Origin of the sequence: Sphingomonas sp. BE123 (assembly GCF_031456015.1) — a bacterium.
Taxonomy (GTDB): Bacteria; Pseudomonadota; Alphaproteobacteria; order Sphingomonadales; family Sphingomonadaceae; genus Sphingomonas.
The window spans coordinates 271,645-287,187 of the sequence record NZ_JAVDTW010000002.1; the positions used below are offsets into that span (position 1 = coordinate 271,645).

Annotated in this window: 14 protein-coding genes; 5 read left to right on the forward strand and 9 right to left on the reverse strand. The window is 66.2% G+C overall.

What is annotated here, in order from left to right; all coding sequences use genetic code 11:
• Positions 1 to 49: 49 nt before the first annotated feature.
• From J2Y54_RS09495 to nadB, 5 genes are all read right to left on the reverse strand, one after another.
• A complete protein-coding gene (locus J2Y54_RS09495; protein ID WP_310039049.1) occupies positions 50 to 1,552 on the reverse strand; it encodes a lipopolysaccharide biosynthesis protein in 1,503 nt (500 codons plus the stop codon).
• Positions 1,549 to 2,820 (reverse strand): cation:proton antiporter, encoded by a 1,272-nt coding sequence (locus tag J2Y54_RS09500; protein ID WP_310039050.1) that lies wholly within the window; start codon positions 2,818 to 2,820, stop codon positions 1,549 to 1,551. The genes J2Y54_RS09495 and J2Y54_RS09500 overlap by 4 nt, the downstream gene beginning before the upstream one ends.
• The gene (gene polA, locus J2Y54_RS09505; protein ID WP_310041264.1) at positions 2,817 to 5,585 is read right to left on the reverse strand and encodes a DNA polymerase I; all 2,769 of its coding nucleotides are present in this window, start codon (positions 5,583 to 5,585) and stop codon (positions 2,817 to 2,819) included. Before polA ends, J2Y54_RS09500 begins: the two co-directional genes overlap by 4 nt.
• A gap of 51 nt (positions 5,586 to 5,636) precedes the next feature.
• Entirely contained in the window at positions 5,637 to 6,674 is a 1,038-nt protein-coding gene (locus tag J2Y54_RS09510) for a serine hydrolase (protein ID WP_310039051.1), read from the reverse strand.
• Between the two features lie 189 nt (positions 6,675 to 6,863).
• Positions 6,864 to 8,456, reverse strand: a complete 1,593-nt coding sequence (gene nadB, locus J2Y54_RS09515; RefSeq protein ID WP_310039053.1) for an L-aspartate oxidase — start codon at positions 8,454 to 8,456, stop codon at positions 6,864 to 6,866.
• A gap of 122 nt (positions 8,457 to 8,578) precedes the next feature.
• Between nadB and J2Y54_RS09520 the strand changes: the two genes are divergently transcribed.
• Positions 8,579 to 9,472, forward strand: a complete 894-nt coding sequence (locus J2Y54_RS09520; protein ID WP_310039055.1) for a prolyl oligopeptidase family serine peptidase — start codon at positions 8,579 to 8,581, stop codon at positions 9,470 to 9,472.
• Here the strand turns inward: J2Y54_RS09520 and J2Y54_RS09525 are convergent.
• The gene (locus tag J2Y54_RS09525) at positions 9,469 to 10,395 is read right to left on the reverse strand and encodes an ABC transporter ATP-binding protein (RefSeq protein WP_310039057.1); all 927 of its coding nucleotides are present in this window, start codon (positions 10,393 to 10,395) and stop codon (positions 9,469 to 9,471) included. The two genes, J2Y54_RS09520 and J2Y54_RS09525, sit on opposite strands and share 4 nt — an antisense overlap.
• A 94-nt stretch (positions 10,396 to 10,489) precedes the next feature.
• Here J2Y54_RS09525 and J2Y54_RS09530 point away from each other — a divergent pair, with 94 nt between their 5' ends.
• Together J2Y54_RS09530 and tldD are read left to right on the forward strand one after the other, a co-directional pair.
• Positions 10,490 to 10,720, forward strand: coding sequence for a zinc-finger domain-containing protein (locus J2Y54_RS09530; protein WP_310039059.1), 231 nt, complete (start codon positions 10,490 to 10,492; stop codon positions 10,718 to 10,720).
• Between the two features lie 141 nt (positions 10,721 to 10,861).
• Positions 10,862 to 12,280, forward strand: a complete 1,419-nt coding sequence (gene tldD, locus J2Y54_RS09535; protein ID WP_310039061.1) for a metalloprotease TldD — start codon at positions 10,862 to 10,864, stop codon at positions 12,278 to 12,280.
• Here tldD and J2Y54_RS09540 read toward each other — a convergent pair.
• Complete coding sequence (locus J2Y54_RS09540) at positions 12,277 to 12,951, reverse strand: HAD family phosphatase (protein WP_310039062.1); 675 nt, start codon at positions 12,949 to 12,951, stop codon at positions 12,277 to 12,279. The two genes, tldD and J2Y54_RS09540, sit on opposite strands and share 4 nt — an antisense overlap.
• Positions 12,948 to 13,616, reverse strand: a complete 669-nt coding sequence (locus J2Y54_RS09545) for a YggS family pyridoxal phosphate-dependent enzyme (RefSeq protein ID WP_310039063.1) — start codon at positions 13,614 to 13,616, stop codon at positions 12,948 to 12,950. The genes J2Y54_RS09540 and J2Y54_RS09545 overlap by 4 nt, the downstream gene beginning before the upstream one ends.
• On the opposite strand from J2Y54_RS09545, the gene J2Y54_RS09550 reads away from it, so the two are divergent.
• Entirely contained in the window at positions 13,615 to 14,172 is a 558-nt protein-coding gene (locus tag J2Y54_RS09550) for a thiamine phosphate synthase (RefSeq protein ID WP_310039065.1), read from the forward strand. The two genes, J2Y54_RS09545 and J2Y54_RS09550, sit on opposite strands and share 2 nt — an antisense overlap.
• Positions 14,173 to 14,180: 8 nt before the next feature.
• Here J2Y54_RS09550 and J2Y54_RS09555 read toward each other — a convergent pair whose 3' ends face one another.
• A complete protein-coding gene (locus J2Y54_RS09555; protein WP_310039066.1) occupies positions 14,181 to 14,900 on the reverse strand; it encodes a hypothetical protein in 720 nt (239 codons plus the stop codon).
• A 188-nt stretch (positions 14,901 to 15,088) separates the two neighbouring features.
• On the opposite strand from J2Y54_RS09555, the gene J2Y54_RS09560 reads away from it, so the two are divergent.
• Positions 15,089 to 15,526, forward strand: coding sequence for a DUF3576 domain-containing protein (locus tag J2Y54_RS09560; protein ID WP_310039067.1), 438 nt, complete (start codon positions 15,089 to 15,091; stop codon positions 15,524 to 15,526).
• The last annotated feature ends 17 nt before the right edge of the window (positions 15,527 to 15,543 follow it).

Consider the following 15,543-nt stretch of genomic DNA (forward strand, 5'->3'; position numbering starts at 1 on the left):
CCGGCCACCCATCGGGGCGTGCGACTGGCGGAGCAGCGTGTCGCCGCCCTCAGACCTTTTCGTCGGGCAGGGTCGGTTCGCTCTTCGGCATTTTCTTGAACAAGGCGCGGTCTTCCGGGCCAAAGGCCCATTTTCCGATCACCGCGAAGTAGACGAGGAAGATCGCGGGAACGCCGACCGACAGTTCAAGCCATTCGAGGCGCTGTGGCAGGAGCGTGAAGGCCCACCCCGTCGCACCAGCAACGAGGATCGCGGCGACAAAGCCGGGACGCAGACTGAACACCGATGCTCCGGTCAGCCGCGCCAGCATCCAGCATTTGATCGTCGAACCGAGCGCCAGCGTCAGCACTAGCGCCGCTGCCGGACCCACCGCCTGGACATGGATGTCGAGGCCCATCGCGCGCATCTGGAACACCAGCGCAAAGCTCAATGCCGCCTGAAAACCGAGCAGCAGCAGCGACACCATCAGGTTGCGGTGCCGCGCCATGTAGACCAGCCCGGCCTCAGCCACCGCGCCGGGCGAGGCAACGACTTCAGCCGCGAGCAGGAAGCACAACGCGATGGCGCCGACCACGAATTGCGGGCCGACCACGCCCATCACCCCTTCCGCCGGGATGCCACCCATCAGCAGCAGCGCCGCCTGCAACGTGATGATCCAGAACCCGACCTGGCGCACCTGCGCGGCGATGGCGGCGCGGTTACCCGCCGCCAGGTTGCGCGCAATCACCGGCCCCAGCACCGGGTCGAAGCTGGTCTTGAGCTTCTGCGGGATCGAGGAAACCTGCTGCGCCATGTAATAGATGCCGACGATCGTCGGCGGGAACAGCAGGCCGAGGATGAAGCGATCGATATTGCGCGTGCCCCATTCGATCGCATCTGCTCCGGCAAGCGGCATGTTGCGCCGGGCGAGCTGGAGCAGCGGGGTGACGCGCGGCGACCAGCCATGCGGCAGGCCATAGCTGCGAATGAACGGAATCAGGCTCGCGACCAAGGCCGCCGCCATCGACAGCACATAGGCGATGATCAGCCCGTCGCGCGCCGACACATAATAGAGCACCCACGCCGCGATGCTGATCGTCCATGGCTCCACGATCGCGCGTGCAGTGACCGTCGCCTTCACATTGTGGCGATAGGCGAGTGCGGCCAGGCTGACATCGGACCAGGCAATCGCGAACACGATCACCGCCAGATAGCGGTCGAGCCCGGTCGTCCCGCTGTTGGGGAACATCAGGTCCGGGAAGACGAACAGCAGCGCACTGGCCAGCATCGAAACGACGAACGCCACCACCATGCCGTCCCACACGACATGCGCGTGCGGGCGATCGGTCGATGCCAGCGCCTGCGCCAGCCCGCGCTTGAGACCAAGCGTGGCAAGCAGTGCCGCCAGCTCGACCACCACGACCGCGAGCGCAAATCGCCCGACCGTCTCCGCGCCATAGAGCCGTCCCGCGATGAACAGGAACGGCAATCGCGCGAGCAGCCGCAGGAAGAAGCCGAAGATATTCGTCCGTCCGCCCTTGGCGAGCGCGGACAGGTCGTCGCCCTGCTTCACGCGCTGCGCGTCCGCCCACGCTCGAGCAACCGCATCGCCGGGGTCGCGGTGGTCCCGTGCAGCAGGATCGAGATCAGAATTACCACCCCCAGCGCCCCCCACAGACGCACCGGTTCCTCAAACTGGCCATGATTGATCCCGTAAGCGAAATAGAACACCGATCCCAGCCCGCGAATGCCGAAGAAGGCGATCACCGGCCGTTCGAACGGCGCCAGGCGGCATCCGGCCAGCGCGATCCACCCCGCAAGCGGTCGCACGATGAAGATCGCGACCAGCGCAAAGCCAAGCTCCGGCCAGCCGATCATCGCGAACAATCCGCCCGCGCTCAGCATCCCGCCGAACATGACGAGCAACGCCATCATCAGCAACCGTTCGGTCTCGTCGGCGAAATCGTGCATCCGCGCGTTGAAATCGCTGCCCTTCGCCGCGCGCCGCAACATCAGACCCGCGACGAACACCGCCAGAAAGCCATAGCCATGCGCCAGCTCGGTCACCGCATAGATGGCCAGCGTCGCCCCCAACGCGACAAAGCCATCGCCGGTGCGCGATAATTTGGTGTCTGCGGGCAAGCGATAGATGATCTTGCCGAGCGCCCAGCCCCCGGCCCAGCCCAGCGCCAGGCCGACGGACAGCCGGACGACGACCGCGTCCAGCGCCCAGGACGCCAGGTTGGACATGGCCCAGCCACCCGCCGCTACGGCGATGGCAAGGTGCACGAACGGAAAGGCCAGCGCGTCATTCAATCCGGCTTCGGACGTCAGCGCGAACCGCGCCTCATCGTCGCTCGCCGATCCGGGCTCCTCGATCTGCACGTCCGACGCGAGCACCGGATCGGTCGGGGCAAGCGCGGCGGCGAGCAGCAACGCCGTCGCCACGCCGACGCCGAGCAGCGCCTGTCCCGCAAAGGTCAAGGCAAGGATGGTCAGTGGCATCGCGATCGCGAGCAGGCGCACACACAGCCGCCAGTTGGCCCAGTTCAGCGCGCGATCGATCTTCAGCCCCGCCCCCATCAGCGAGACGATGACAATCAGCTCCGCCGCCTTCTCGACCAGAAACGGGCTTTCGATCGGGTGCAGCGCAAAGGGCGCGAAGCGGTCGAATGAAAAGGCCAGCGCGCCGACCCCGACGCACAGGATCGGGAGCGACAGCGGGGCCTTTTCGAGCAGCAACGGGACCCAGGCGACCATCAGAATCAATACGCCCGCGCCCAGCAACAGCGGGATGTACAGGTCGATCAGCGGCGCAAGGCTCGCCCCTGCCGCGGTCAATGCGCCGCGCCCCAGCTCGGGCCGGTGCCGATTTCCACGCCCAGCGGCACGGTCAGCGTGATCGCCGGTTCGGCTGCAGTTTCCATCACCCGGCGGATCACGGCCGACGCCGCGTCGACATCGCCTTCGGGCAGTTCGAACACCAGCTCGTCATGCACCTGCAGCAACATGCGGACGTTCGGCAAACCCGCCTCCAGCAGTGCCGGTCCCATCCGCGCCATTGCGCGCTTGATGATGTCGGCGCTGGTTCCCTGAATCGGCGCGTTGATCGCGGCGCGTTCGCTACCTGCGCGCTCATTCTGGTTGGGCGCATTGATCCGGGGGAAGTGAGTCTTCCGCCCGAATAGGGTGGTGGTGTAGCCGCGCGCCTTCGCCTCATTCAGCGTATCGGCGATGTAGCGGCTGATTCCGGGGAAGCTCTGGAAGTAACGGTCGATCATCCCCTGCGCCTCGTCCGGCGTGACGTCGAGCCGTCCGGCCAGCCCCCAGCGGCTGATGCCGTAGAGGATCGCGAAGTTGATCGTCTTGGCTCGCCCGCGCGTGTCGCGATTGACCTCGCCGAACAGCTCCATCGCGGTGCGATTGTGAATGTCCTCGCCCTGTTCGAACGCCTCGCGCAGCGCGGGCACATCGGCGATATGCGCGGCGAGCCGCAATTCGATCTGCGAATAGTCGGCCGACAGGATGACATTGCCCGGCTCCGCCACAAACGCGTCGCGGATCTGGCGGCCCACTTCGGTGCGGATCGGAATGTTCTGCAGGTTGGGGTCGGTCGATGACAGCCGCCCGGTCTGTGCGCCGGTCAGCGAGTAGCTGGTATGTACCCGCCCGGTCGCCGGATTAATCTGTGCCTGCAGCGCGTCGGTATAGGTGGATTTGAGCTTCGACAGCTGGCGCCAGTCGAGCACTTTCAGCACCATCTCGCGCCCCGGCGAATCCTTGTCCGCCGCGATCCGCTCCAGCTCGTTGACGTCGGTCGAATAGACGCCCGACTTGCCCTTGCGCCCGCCCTTGATCCCCATCTTGTCGAACAGCACGTCGCCGAGCTGTTTCGGGCTGCCGATGGTGAACTTGAACCCGGCGATCGCGTGGATTTCTTCCTCCAGCGACGCGATCTGCCTGGAGAATTCATCCGACAGGCGCGCGAGCGCCGCCGCATCGACCTTGATCCCTGTGCGCTCCATCTCCGCGATCACCCGCACCAGCGGCCGGTCGACCATCTCATAGACCCGCGTCGCGCCTTCATAGGCCAGCCGCGGCTTGAGCCGCCGCCACAGCCGCAGCGTCACGTCCGCGTCCTCGGCCGCGTAACGCGTCGCGGCCTTCAGATCGACTTCGGCGAACCCGATCTGCTTCTTTCCGGTGCCGGTCACATCCTTGTACGCGATGCAGCTGTGCGCCAGATGCGTCGCCGCCAGCTCGTCCATTCCATGCCCGTGCAATCCGGCATCAAGGTCGAAGCTCATCACGATCGTGTCGTCGAACGGCGCGACATCGATCCCCAGCCGGCCGAGGATGATCAGGTCATATTTGAGGTTGTGCCCGATCTTGAGCACCGCCGGATCCTCCAGCAGCGGCTTGAGCTTTGCCAGCACCGTCGCGCGGTCGAGCTGCACCGGCTTCTCCGCGAACATGTCGGTCCCGCCATGGCCAACCGGAATATAGCAGGCAAGATTGGGGTGCAGCGCCATGCTCACCCCGACCAGCTCGGCGCGCGTCGCATCGGTGCCGGTCGTCTCGGTATCGATCGCGACCCAGCCCTGATGCCGCGCCACGGTGATCCAGCGGTCCAGCGCCGCCTCATCCACCACCGTCTCATAGCCGTCGTGATCGCACGGCGGATCGGGCTCCAGCCCCGGCACTTCATGCGTTTCGACCGGAGCATCGGCGACTGAACTGGTTTCACTGCCCAGCCGCGCGAGCAAGGTCTTGAATCCGTGATGCTCCAGAAATGCGCGGAGCGGCGCGTCGGGAATGCCGTCGAGCACAAAGGAATCGAGTGGCTCGGGCAAGGGCACGTCATCGGCCAGCGCGACCAGCTTGCGCGAAAGCCGCGCCATGTCGGCATGCTCGATCAGATTATCGCGCAGCTTGCCCTTCTTCATCTCGGGCGCAGCGGCCAGCACCGCCTCGACATCGCCATGCTCCAGGATCAGCTTGGCCGCGGTCTTCGGACCCACTCCCGGAACGCCCGGCACATTGTCGACGCTGTCGCCCATCAGCGCGAGCACCTCGCCGAGCTTGTCCGGCCCCACCCCGAACTTCTCGACCACCGCCTCCGGCCCCATGCGGCGGTCCTTCATTGTGTCGAGCATGTCGATGCCCGGCTCGGTCAGCAGCTGCATCAGATCCTTGTCGGAGCTGACGATCGTCACCTGCCATCCTTGCGCCAGCGCCGCCTTGGCATAGCTCGCGATCAGGTCGTCCGCCTCCCAGCCCAGTTCCTCGATGCACGGCAGGCTGAAGGCGCGCGTCGCGTCGCGGATCATCGGGAATTGCGGCTTCAGGTCCTCGGGAGCCGGCGGGCGGTTGGCCTTGTACTGATCGTACAGCTGATTGCGGAATGTTTCCTCGGCCTTGTCGAGGATCACCGCAAGATGCGTCGGCCCCTCGGCCTTGTGCAGCTCGCTCGCCAGCTTCCACAGCATCGACACATAGCCGTAAACGGCGCCCGCCGGCTCACCATGTTTGTTGGTCAGCTTGGGCAGCACATGATAGGCGCGGAAGATGAAGCTCGAGCCGTCGACGAGATAGAGATGGGGCATGGCGCCGGGATAACCCATGCCGCCGGACGGACAAACTCTTTTAGCTAGGTCTCAGCGGTGGTTGGCGACCACCGAGGCGACCACCGCCTGCATCAGCTCCTGTCGCTCGCGTACCGGGCGCGGGGTATCGCCGATCATCACCGCGACCGCATAGGACTTGCCGTCGGGCGCGGTCAGGATCCCGATATCGTTGAAGCCCGCGGTCCGTGCGCCGAGGTCCTGACCGGTCCCGGTCTTGTGCGCCAGCGTCCAACCCACCGGCACGGCGGCGCGCAGCCGCGCCTTGCCCGTGCGCGTCCCCGACATGACGGTGGTCAGGAAACTGGTCGAGGATGCCGACAGCAGTTCACCCGCCTTGAGCCGCGCCAGCGCCAGCGCGATTGCCGAGGGCGCGGCACCATCGACCGGATCGGCGACATAGGAATCGAACGCTGCGCGCCGCACCGTCGGCGGCAGCGCAGCCCGCGCGCGCTGGAATTCACCGGCCATCGCATAGCGCTGATCCCAGCTCAGACCGGCAGTCCCGGCCTGCAACAGCCGCTCGCCCGGCCCAAACCGGATCTCGCCCAGGCCACGATCGGCGATGAAGCTGCGCACCGCCTGCGGCCCGCCGACCAACGTCAGCAACCGGTCATTGGCGGTATTGTCGCTCTGCTGCATCGCGCGCAGCAACAGCTCGCGTACCGTCGTGCGGTACACGCCGTCGCGCACCACCAGCGTCGCGATCGGCTGGTGGAACAGCGTCAGATGCTCGCGGCGCAACTCGACCGGATCGTCGAGCGTCAGGCGCCCCTTGTCGCGCGCGTCGAGCACGGTCATCGCCACCCACAGCTTGCTCACGCTTTGCTGCGGCATGCGGCGATCGCCATTGGCATCGACCTGCCAGCCCCATTCGAGGCTGCGCACGGAAATACCGACCACACCGCCAAAATCGCGCGCCAGCGCGTCGATGTTCGCGGTCAGTGCGGCGGGGGCGGGGAACACCGGCATTGGCCGGGGCGCTGCCGGAATCGGCATCGATACACGATAGCTGGGCGGTGTCAGATCCTCGGGCAGGTCGTCGCGATTGACGCCTGCGCCGATTAGCAAGGCGGGCGCCAAGCCCGCAAGCGTCAATGCCCGCTGTAGAATCGTAAACTCCTGCATCCCCAACACGATGGTCCGCCCCTTGCCCAAAGCGATCATGCGGTGTCGCGATGCCCGGGCCAAGAGCTGACCGGGACGTCTGCGACGAATGCGCGGATTATGACGGCAAAGCGTGAAGATTCAGCCAAAAAATCACGGGACCAATACGGTGTCCTGTGCCCTTTTGTCCGTGTTCGGGAAATCGAGCGTGTAGTGCAGACCCCGGCTTTCGCGCCGGTGGAGCGCCGATCGCACGATCAGCTCCGCCGACTGGAGCAGATTGCGCAATTCGATCAGGTCGGGCGTGACGCGGAAATGGCCGTAGTAATCGGCGACCTCCTCGTTCAGCATCTTGATGCGGTGCGCGGCGCGTTCCAGCCTTTTGGTGGTCCGCACGATGCCGACATAATTCCACATGAAGCGGCGGATCTCGGTCCAGTTCTGCTTGATCACCACCTCTTCATCCGAATCGGTGACGCGGCTTTCGTCCCAGGGCCGGATCGGCGGTGGCGCGGGCAGGTCGGCCCAGTTCGCCGCGATATGCCGCGCCGCCGCCTCGCCGAACACGAAACATTCGAGCAGTGAATTGCTGGCGAGCCGGTTGGCGCCGTGCAGCCCGCTCTCGCTGCACTCGCCTGCCGCATAAAGACCGGGCAGATCGGTGCGCCCGTCCAGATCGACGACGATCCCGCCACAGGTATAATGCTGCGCCGGCACCACCGGGATTGGACCCGTTGTCATGTCGATGCCAAGGCCGATCAGCTTGTCATGGATGTTCGGGAAATGCCCCTTCACGAACTCGGCGGGCATATGGCTGATATCGAGATGGACGTAATCGAGGCCATCTCGCTTGATCTCCGCGTCGATCGCGCGCGCCACGACGTCGCGTGGCGCCAGCTCCATCCGCTCGGCATCATAGTCGGCCATGAAGCGCTTGCCGGTCTGGGGGTTGATCAGCCGCCCGCCCTCGCCGCGCACCGCTTCGGTGATCAGGAAATTCTTGACGTCGAGATGGTAGAGGCAGGTCGGGTGGAACTGCATCATCTCCATGTTCGAGATACGACAGCCCGCGCGCCACGCCATCGCGATGCCGTCCCCGGTCGCTCCCTTGGGCGCGGTGGAGAAGAGATAGGTACGCCCCGCCCCCCCGGTCGCCAGCACCGTGGCGTTGGCGGTGAACAATTCGACCCGCCCGGTCGCGCGATTGACGGCATAGACGCCCCACACCTTGCCCGCGCCCGAATAGCGCAGCTCATGGCGACTGGTGGCCAGGTCGATCGCGACCATGTCGGGGACAAGCGTGATGTTGGGGTGCGCCTGCGCCGCACGGATCAGCGCGACCTGCACCGCCCAGCCGGTGGCATCATCGACATGCACGATGCGGCGCGCGCTATGCCCGCCCTCGCGCGTCAGGTGCAGCGCGTTGCCGTCCATGTTGAACGGCACGCCGAGTTCGACCAACCGCTGGATTGCGGCGGGGGCGTTTTCGACCACCATTTCGACCGTCGCGCGGTCGTTGAGGCCAGCCCCGGCGACCATCGTATCCTCGATATGGCTTTCGAACGTGTCGCCGGGTTCCAGCACCGCGGCGATCCCGCCCTGCGCCCAGGCGGTCGACCCCTCGTCCAGCCCACCCTTCGCCAGCACCGTCACCCTGAACCGTTCGGCGAGATTGAGCGCGGCGGTCAGCCCCGCGGCACCCGAACCGATCACTAGAACGTCGCACTGATGGGGGTCTTGGGCCACTCTCGTTCCTTCGCGCACCGATGGCGGTGGGCCGCTATGCGACAAAGCGCGGCAATTTCAAACACGCTGCGGTTGCCGGGCGGGTCCGCAGGCCATAGCGAGGGGATGACAAGGAGATACCGATGCGCCTGATCCTCGCCGCCGCTGCTGCGCTGCTCGCCTGTGCCTTGCCCGCTGACGCGGCGACGTGTCTGCTGCCGGCGCCGGGCAGCACACAGCCGATGACGATCGGTACGACCGGGCGCTCGGTGCTGGTTCACACCCCCGAAAATCCGTCGGACGGCCCGCTTCCGCTGGTCATCGCCCTGCACGGCAGCGGCGGAGACGGTGCCGCGATCCTGGCGCAATCCAAGCTCGAGGCGAGCAGCGACCGCCACGGCTTTCTGCTGATCGCCCCGAATGGCGGTATCCCGGTCGAGCGCGGCTTTGTCTGGAACATCCCGGGCGTGCCCACCGTCACCGGCAAGGTGCCTGGGCCTGGCGATGCGGATGACGTCGCCTTCCTCAAGACCGCCATCGACGTCCTCGCCGCGCAGGGCTGTGTCGACCGCCGCCGCGTCTATGCCACCGGCCTGTCGGGCGGCGGACGGATGACGTCATGGCTGGGCTGCGTCGCGTCCGACCGGTTCGCCGCGATCGCCCCGGTGGTGGGCCTTCGCGCTGGCAACCCGCTGGCCAGCGACAAGACCCGCCCCGACCCCGCCACCTGCACGCCCAAGCACCCCATGCCGGTGATCGCCTTTGCCGGCGATGCCGATGGGACCAATCCGGTGCAGGGCGGCGGCGCAGGCTATTGGCAATATACGATGGAGGCGGCCGAGACTCGCTGGGCCACGCTCAACGGCTGCACCGCCGGTCCGCTGCGCCGCGACCTCGCCGCCAATCTCTATGAGCGGCTCCATACACGCTGCCGGGCGCAGTCCGAGGTTGTCGCGCACATCCTGCGCGGCGGCGGCCATGTCTGGACTGCGGACAATGACGCGATGTGGCGCTTTTTCGCGCGCTACCGGCGCTAGGCCGCGTTGGCCGCCCGGGTCAGGCTCAGGAACACGTCCTCCAGATCCGCTTCGCGCGTGCTGACGTCAACGATGCCGAACCCTGCAGCCTGCACCGCGCCCAGCACCTCACCGGCATTCGCGCGATCCTTGCGATAGGTGATGACCAAGGTCCGCTCGCCCTTCGCCTCGATCTTCTGGAAACAGCCATTGGCGGGCAGATCAACGATGTCGCGGTCGACCACCACCTCGACCGCCTTTTCCTGGGTCTTGCCGACCAGGTCGCGGGTCGGTTCATTGGCGATCAGCTTGCCATGGTTGATGATCGCGATGCGATCGCACAGCTCTTCGGCTTCTTCCAGATAATGGGTGGTCAGCACCACCGTGACGCCCTGATCGTTGAGCGTGCGGACATAGGCCCAGAGCTGCTGACGCAATTCGATATCGACGCCCGCGGTCGGCTCGTCGAGCACGAGCACCGGCGGCGAATGCACCATCGCTTTCGCCACCATCAACCGCCGCTTCATCCCGCCTGACAGGGTGCGCGAATAGGCGCGCGCCTTATCCTCCAGATGCACCGCGCGCAACAGCTCCATCGACCGCCGCTGTGCCTTGGGCACGCCATACAGCCCCGCCTGAATCTCCAGCGTCTCGACCGGGGTGAAGAACGGGTCGAACATGATCTCCTGATTGACGATCCCGATCGCGCGCTTGGCGTTGCGCGGGCTGGCGTCGATGTCGAACCCCCAGATGCACGCCGTGCCGCCGGTCTTGTTGACCAGCCCCGCCAGAATGTTGATCAGCGTCGACTTGCCCGCGCCGTTCGGCCCCAGCAGTCCGAAAATCTGCCCGCGCGGCACGGTGAAGCTCACCCCGTCCAGCGCCTGTTTGCCGCCCTTATAGACCTTGGAAAGGCCGTCGATCTCGATCGCCGCGTCGCTCATGCCGGGGAAGTGGGACGATGCGCACCGATTGGCAAGCGAATCCGCACCCAACAAGCCATTGCCGCCCCTTCACCGCTTTGCTAACCGCACTCCCATGATCGCGCCGCCCGAAGTCACCCGCGTCACCACCGCCCGCGTCGCCTGTGACGGCGCGCATGCCGGTATCCCCGCCGCGCTCGGCCATCCGCGCGTGTTTCTGCAGATCGACGAGCATGGCTATGTCGATTGCGGCTATTGCGACCGCCGCTTCGTGCTGATCGGCGGTCCCGCCGATGGCGCCGACCAGTCGCAATTGCCCGACCACCCGGCTGGCGCGAGTCTCTGAGTTTCTAGGCGGCACCGGCCCGCTCCCCCACCCGGCCACCCAACGATAGTAGCCTATGGGTGGCCGGGTGGGGGAGCGGGCCGGTGCCGCAAAATGCGCAACGCGCATTTTCAAACAACCTGATCCGCCTATATTGAGCGGATGTACAGCGATCCCCGAGGTTTCCTCTACCGCGACGGCTTTGATGCCGACGCCGCGCAGCGCCTGACCGCATCGATCCTCGCCACGGCCGAGGATGGCGAGCTTTACCTGCAATATCGCAAGACGGAGGCATTCGGCTTCGACGACGGGCGGCTCAAGACCGCGTCGTACAACACCGATTCGGGCTTCGGCCTGCGCGCGGTGAGCGGCGAGACCACGGCCTTTGCTCATGCGAACGAGATCAGCGACGCCGCGATCCGCCGTGCCGGCGAAACAATGGCGCTGATCGACCCGGCAACCGGTCCCAAGGCTGCGGCACCCGCGCGCACCAACCGCCATCTCTATACCGATGCCGACCCGCTCGATCTGGTCCCCTTCGCCGACAAGGTGAACCTGTGCCAGACGATCGACGCCGCCGCGCGCGCCCGCGATCCCCGCGTGGTGCAGGTGTCGGTCAGCCTGCTCGGATCGTGGAGCGTGGTCGAGATCGTCCGTCCGGACGGCTTCATCGCGACCGACATCCGCCCGCTGGTTCGCCTCAACGTCAGCATCGTGGTCGAGTCGAATGGACGCCGCGAAACCGGTAGTTTCGGCACCGGCGGCCGCGCGCTCTACGACCGGCTGATGCAACCCGAAACCTGGAACCGCGCGATCGACGAGGCGCTGGCACAGGCTTTGGTCAATCTCGACGCGGTCGATGCCCCGGCGGGCGAGATGACCGTGCTGCTCGGCCCGGGCTGGCCGGGTATCCTGCTGCACGAGGCGATCGGCCATGGCCTTGAAGGCGACTTCAACCGCAAGGGCACCAGCGCTTTTTCCGGCCGCATCGGCGAGCGCGTTGCCGCACCCGGCGTCACCGTGGTCGATGACGGGTCGATCATGGACCGCCGCGGATCGCTGTCGATCGACGACGAAGGCACGCCGACGCGCGAGACCGTGCTGATCGAGGACGGCATCCTGCGCGGCTATATGCAGGATCGCATGAACGCGCGGCTGATGGGGGTCGAACCGACCGGCAATGGCCGCCGCGAGAGCTTCCAGCACGCCCCGATGCCGCGCATGACCAACACCTTCATGAAGGGCGGTCAGGACGATCCCGCCGAACTGCTGAGCCGGGTGAAAAAAGGAATCTTTGCCAAGAGCTTTGGCGGTGGTCAGGTCGACATTGTCTCGGGCAAGTTCGTGTTCAGCTGCACCGAGGCGTACAAGATCGAGAACGGCAAGCTCGGTGCCCCGATCAAGGGCGCGACGCTGATCGGCGACGGGCCGACCAGCCTGACCCGCGTAATCGGGATCGGCAATGATTTCGCACTCGATGAGGGCATCGGCATGTGCGGCAAGGGCGGCCAGTCCGTACCCGCAGGCGTGGGTCAGCCGACGCTGTTGCTCGACGGACTGACGGTCGGCGGGACGGCCTAAGCCAGCAACCGCGCGACGTCGGCAAAGTCGTGCGCAACGGCGTGAACCCCGATAGCGCGCAGACGGTCGCCGTGATCCGGACCGCAATGGCTGCCCGCGCACAGGCCGATGACATGCGCCCCCGAGGCCACCGCTCCGGTGGCACCGACCGGTGAATCCTCCAGGATCGCACAGCGCTCGATGGGGACGCCCAAGTGCGCGGCCGCGTGGAGATAGATGTCGGGAGCCGGCTTGCCGCGTGCGACATGCTCGCGCCCGCTGAAGATTCGTCCATCGAAGACATCGCGGATGCCCAGATGATCGAGATGCGTCCCGATCCAGTGGCTATTGCTTGACGACGCGATGGCGCGCGGAAGGTCGCCCGGCAGAGCGCGGACGAACGCGATCGCTCCCGCGACCTCGGCCACGCCTTCGGCCAGTACCCGACGATTCTCCGCCTCACGCGCGTCGTGGAAATCTTCAGGCAGGGTACGCCCGATCCAGCCTTCAATGGCCTCGATAAAATCGCGCCCGGCGAGGCCCATGAAGTTCGCCATCGACTCTTCGGGGCTGGTCGGATGGCCGATCGCGGTCAGATATTCCGCGATATGGCGGTTGCCCTCGAACTCGCTTTCCAGAAGCACGCCATCGAAATCGAAGATCAGCGCATCGAAGCGGACCGACAGGCTCATGCGCGCGCTCCGAACAATGCGGTTCCGACGCGGACATGGGTTGCGCCGATGGTCACTGCCACTTCGAAATCGTCCGACATGCCGATGCTGAGTTCGGTCAGCCCGACCTCTCGCCCCAGCTTGGCGAGAAGCGCGAAATAGGGCGCTGGGTCCACCCCCACCGGCGGGACCGCCATCAATCCGACGATCGGCAGCCCGGCGGCGCGCGCTTCGGCCAGCAACGCCGGCAGTTCACGCACCGCAACGCCGCCCTTCTGCGGCTCGTCGCCGATATTGACCTGGATGAAGCAATCGGGGCGCTTGCCGCTCTCCGCCATCGCCTTGGCCAGCGCAGCGACCAGCGACAGACGGTCGACCGAGTGGATCGCATCGAACAGCGCCACGGCATCGGCCGCCTTGTTCGACTGCAGCTGGCCGACCAGATGCAGGCGGATGTCCGGGGTCGCGGCCTTGAGCGCAGGCCATTTCGCCGCCGCCTCCTGAACCCGATTCTCGCCGAACACGCGCTGTCCGGCATCGATCAACGGCTGGATCGACTCCGCATCATGCGTTTTGGAGACAGCGATCAATGTGACGTCATCGGGCCGGCGATCCGCGATCTGGGCGGCGCGGGCGATACGCGAGTGGATTTCGGCGAGGCGGGTGGAGGCAGTTTCGGCGGACATGATCGGCGCTATAGGTGGCACGATGCCGCGCCGCCACCCCTGCCCCTCATTGCTGCCGCACCGCTGGCTGATGACCGATGAGCGATTGGGCGACGGGCTGTGGCCCGCGATCCACGCCCTGCCACCCGGTTCGGGTATCGTCTTTCGCCATTATGCGACTCCGCCGGACGCGCGGCAGCGCCTGTTCATTCGGGTGCAGCGGCTGGCGCGGCGCCGGCGGCTTCTGTTGGTCATCGCCGGCCCCCCGATCGCAGGCAGCAGCCGCCTGCCCCGCCACGGTCGCACGTCCGGGGCGTTGACGGCGCCGGTCCATTCGCGGCGCGAGGCAATCGCTGCGCAACGGGCGGGGGCAGCGTTGCTGTTCGTGTCGCCGGTCCACCCCACCCGCTCACATCCCGGTGCGCCCGCGTTGGGGCGCGTGCGATTCGCGCTGATGATTCGCGGCCTCAGCGTACCGGTCGTGGCGCTGGGCGGGATGAACGCGCGACGATGGCGCGCGCTACGCCCGCTCGCTGTTCATGGATGGGCAGCAATCGACGCGTGGCGCACCGACTGATCGCAGGATCAGAAGCGGATCGCGGTCCCGACATAAACCGCCTGGCTATCGCGGCGATTGTCATTGAGCTGTGGCAGGCGATCCTTTTCGCTCATGTAGCGAACGCCGGCCGTCACATCGAGATTGCGGGTGATCGAATAGGCACCACCGACATCGATCGAATAATTGGGATCCACGGTCAGCAGACGCGGTGCGCGCTCGTTCGGCTTCTCGGTCGCAGCCTTGATCCGGGCCGATGCCCGCTTGCCGGTGTACGAAACGCCGACATCGAGCTTCTCACGGCTGCCCGGCTGGCCCGCAAGGTCGAGCTTGGCGAGGTCACCGGAGATGGCAAAGCGCTTCCAGCCGACCGACACACCAAGATTATAGGCGATCGGCTGCAGCGTAACCGAAGCCGGTGCGGCCGCGCCGCGATCGGCCATTGCAGCACTCGGCCGCGCTGTCCGCGCACGAACTGCAACCGTCACGCTGCGATTGCCGGCGCCGCGTGTATCGGCGGGCGTGAAGCGAAAACCGGTCCCGGAAATGCCGCTGCGCGCAAGTACTGCGGCGAGTCGCGGATCCGCTGCTGCCGGAGTGAAGGTTCCGATTCCGATCACCGGGGTCGAGCGCGTGGGCGCAACGCGCTGGGGCGTACCGGTCTGTGCGAAGATCGCCGGCGCTGCAGCAAGGCCGGCGACGCCAAGCGCCCCCAGTCCCAACCCAGCCATGATCCGACGTGCACGCATCACAAACCCCTATTCGCCACGCGCTCTACCACGATTTCGCCGCAATGTTCCACTGGCCCGAATCCGATTTCACCACGACTGTTGCACAAGACGCACAGCACGCGCACGGCGGCTTGCGCTTGCGGCGCGCGCATCAGCATCTATAGATGCTTCGCGACCCTGAAGAGACTTCCCATAGGATGATGCCGATGAACCGCCAGTTGCGCACCGCGATCCTGGGCAGCGTTGCCCTCACCCTCGCCGCGTGCGGTGGCGGTGGCGATCGCCCGCGTGCCGATCTTGCCGCGTCGAAGGTGACGACGATCGGCGTCAACGCCTATCTGTGGCGCGCCGCGCTCGATACCGTGTCATTCGCGCCGATTGCCCAGACCGACTCCAACGGCGGCGTGATCGTGACCGACTGGCACGTCAATCCGAACTTGGCGACGGAGCGGGTCAAGATCACTGTCGCGATCCTTGACCAGGATCTGCGCGCCGACGCGCTGCGCGTCAGCATCCAGCGTCAGCTCAACCGCGGCGGCCAGTGGGTCGATGCCCCGGTCGAAGCGGCGACGGTGCAAAAGATGGAAGACATCATCCTGACCAAGGCACGCGACCTGCGTCGCGCCGCCATCGTCGAGAAGTGATTCGGGTGGGCCGTTGC